The organism is uncultured Mucilaginibacter sp., from assembly GCF_903913935.1.
Lineage (GTDB): Bacteria > Bacteroidota > Bacteroidia > Sphingobacteriales > Sphingobacteriaceae > Mucilaginibacter.
Map to the genome: position 1 here is coordinate 1 of NZ_CAIWNH010000038.1, position 2,455 is coordinate 2,455.

Sequence of the window (2,455 nt, forward strand, 5' to 3'; positions counted from 1 at the left end):
TTAAAATCGTAGGTGACGATATCGGCCACCTTGATCTTGCCAAAATCATGTGTTTGTTTTTCAAACTTCATGACAGGAGCATTCCCTGCATTACCGGTAGTACTGGCCGATGTTTTTTCGACATGATTACAGGCCGAAAACAGTATTACGGCCGACATTAAGCTTAAAAAAAGATTCTTCATTGTTGCTATTCAATTAATCCCCTGCCTATTTTATTTATTTTATTTTGAGTTTTTAATTCAGATAAAATCTTGTCTAATATACCGTTAATAAACGAATTACTTTTTGGCGTACTAAACTCTTTCGAAATCTCCAGGTACTCATTTATGGTAACCTTTACCGGTATCGACGAAAAATTCATAAATTCCGCCAGCGCCATTTTCATCAGCAAGGTATCTATCATTGCTATCCTGTCCGGCTCCCAGTTTTGCGTTTTATTAGTGATCAGAAGCTGGTATTCGTCGTTATGCCTGATAGTTTCCTCAAAAAGGTTTACAATAAACTCCCTGTCCTCTTCCCAATCGCCTGTAACTTCGGCCAGTTTATTTTGCTCATCAACGTCAAAAGCAAAGTTTTTAAAGGTTTTTGCGATTAAAGCCTGTAAAACATCTTTGTCAACCGGCCAGAAAATAAACATATCCTCAAAAACCTGCTCGGCTAATGACGATTTTAAGATCACTTTTTTAAAGATGAATTTGATGATGTCTTTGTCAGAATGCAGCGTGTCGCCTGTTTTTTTCAGGTACTCTTTGTATTCTTCGGAGTTTTTCAGCACAATGAACAACGACTTAATTAACTCAGGTTCAAAATCCCAGGCAATCTTATACTTTTTTAACGCTGTTAAAAACTCTTTATTTTTTTGCAGGGAAAGAATAAACCTGTTACTTAATATTTTAACATCTGCATTAAGGTCTTCGGCTGTTGGGAGGTGCTTATTGGCCCTTTCTTCGGCGTCTGTTGATGCATAGGCTGTTACTTCAGAAATTAATGACAGCATCCAGATATACATTTCATATACCTTATCAATGCTTTGTAATAGGTTTTTTTCGTGTTGTTTTAAATCCCCGCTATGCGATTGGCTATAGGCATATAACGATTGTAAAACTTTTACCCTGAGGTGTCTGCGATTTAACATGTTGTAAGAACGATTTAGCCTGGCCCGATCCAGTGCACAGGTATTATTAATTAATAGGTTGATTTAACTTTTTTGATATCGGCAATTCTTTTTTCAGCAATTTTATTTGCTGCTTCAATAGTTGAAATGTTTTCGGCTTTTGAAAGCTTTAAAACATTCCGGGTAGCTTCATATATATTCTCCGTTAGCTGCATGGTACGTTTCTTGCTAAAACCCATTAATTCTGAGTAACAATTTATTATTCCGCCGGCATTGATCACATAATCAGGGGCCAACAAAACACCTTTATCCAACAACAGGCGTCCATGCACTGTTTCATCCTCCAATTGGTTATTCGCCGATCCGGCAATTATATTACATTTTAACTTTTTTATTGTTTCACTATTTATCGTGGCCCCTAAAGCGCAGGGCGCGTAAATATCTGCATCAATATCAAAAATTGAATTGTTGGATACCGCATGGGCGCCATATTTTTTTGCGATCTGCCCTACCGCGTCCTCATTTATATCACTCGCATAAACCTTCGCGTTTTCGTCCCTCAGCAGTTTTATCAGTTTTTCACCCACATGGCCCGTACCCTGTACGATAATTGACTTGCCGGTTAAGCTATCATTACCGTAATATTCCTTTACACAAGCTTTTATGCCCATAAAAACACCCAGAGCAGTGATAGGTGAAGGATCACCGCTACCGCCAATGGTTTCAGGTACGCCGGTAACATACTGTGTTTCCATCCGGATATACTCCATATCCCTTGGATTGGTGCCCACATCTTCGGCGGTTATAAATTCACCGTTCAGGTTTTTTATAAAACGCCCGAATTTACGGAGCAAAGCCTCAGACTTATCCTTATGCGAATCGCCAATGATGACTGCTTTGCCACCGCCCAGGTTGAGCCCTGCAATGGATGATTTATAGGTCATCGCCTTGGATAGCCTCAATACGTCCTGCAAAGCATCCTTTTCCGTTTTATATGCCCACATACGTGTTCCGCCAAGCGCAGGCCCAAGCGTGGTATCATGAATCGCTATAATCGCCCGCAGACCTGTTTCAGGGTCGCTGCAATAAACGATCTTTTTGTGACCGTATGCCTCAAGCTGGCTAAATATTGAATCTTCGGATATAGATGCAGGCATCAAATATGAAAAATATGTTTGTTTCGGGTATCCGACAAAAGTATGTGTTTTTTTTATAGTGACAAAGAGAATTGTTTTTTCAAGCATTGTTATCTAATCCTGAGCTAATGGGTGAATATGAGGAAATCAAACAAGGCGCAAGAACATTTTGTTCAGATAAGATGATAAACCTCTTTACTGAAAA

The 2,455-nt window shown here is 39.2% G+C and carries 2 protein-coding genes and 1 pseudogene; all 3 read right to left on the reverse strand.

What is annotated here, in order from left to right; translation table 11 throughout:
* Positions 1–182, reverse strand: a pseudogene (locus QZY09_RS01670) (DUF1573 domain-containing protein); the annotation flags it as partial.
* 5 nt (positions 183–187) lie between these two features.
* The gene (nusB, locus tag QZY09_RS01675; protein WP_295667371.1) at positions 188–1,135 is read right to left on the reverse strand and encodes a transcription antitermination factor NusB; all 948 of its coding nucleotides are present in this window, start codon (positions 1,133–1,135) and stop codon (positions 188–190) included.
* 50 nt (positions 1,136–1,185) lie between these two features.
* Positions 1,186–2,271 carry a Glu/Leu/Phe/Val dehydrogenase gene (locus QZY09_RS01680; protein ID WP_295667375.1) on the reverse strand — a complete coding sequence of 362 codons (1,086 nt, stop codon included), beginning with the start codon at positions 2,269–2,271 and terminating at the stop codon, positions 1,186–1,188.
* Between the last annotated feature and the right edge of the window lie 184 nt (positions 2,272–2,455).

Coding starts and splice junctions, on each gene's coding strand:
- nusB (WP_295667371.1), bottom strand. CDS start 1,135: ATGTTAAATCGCAGACACCTCAGGGTAAAAGTTTTACAATCGTTATAT.
- QZY09_RS01680 (WP_295667375.1), bottom strand. CDS start 2,271: ATGCCTGCATCTATATCCGAAGATTCAATATTTAGCCAGCTTGAGGCA.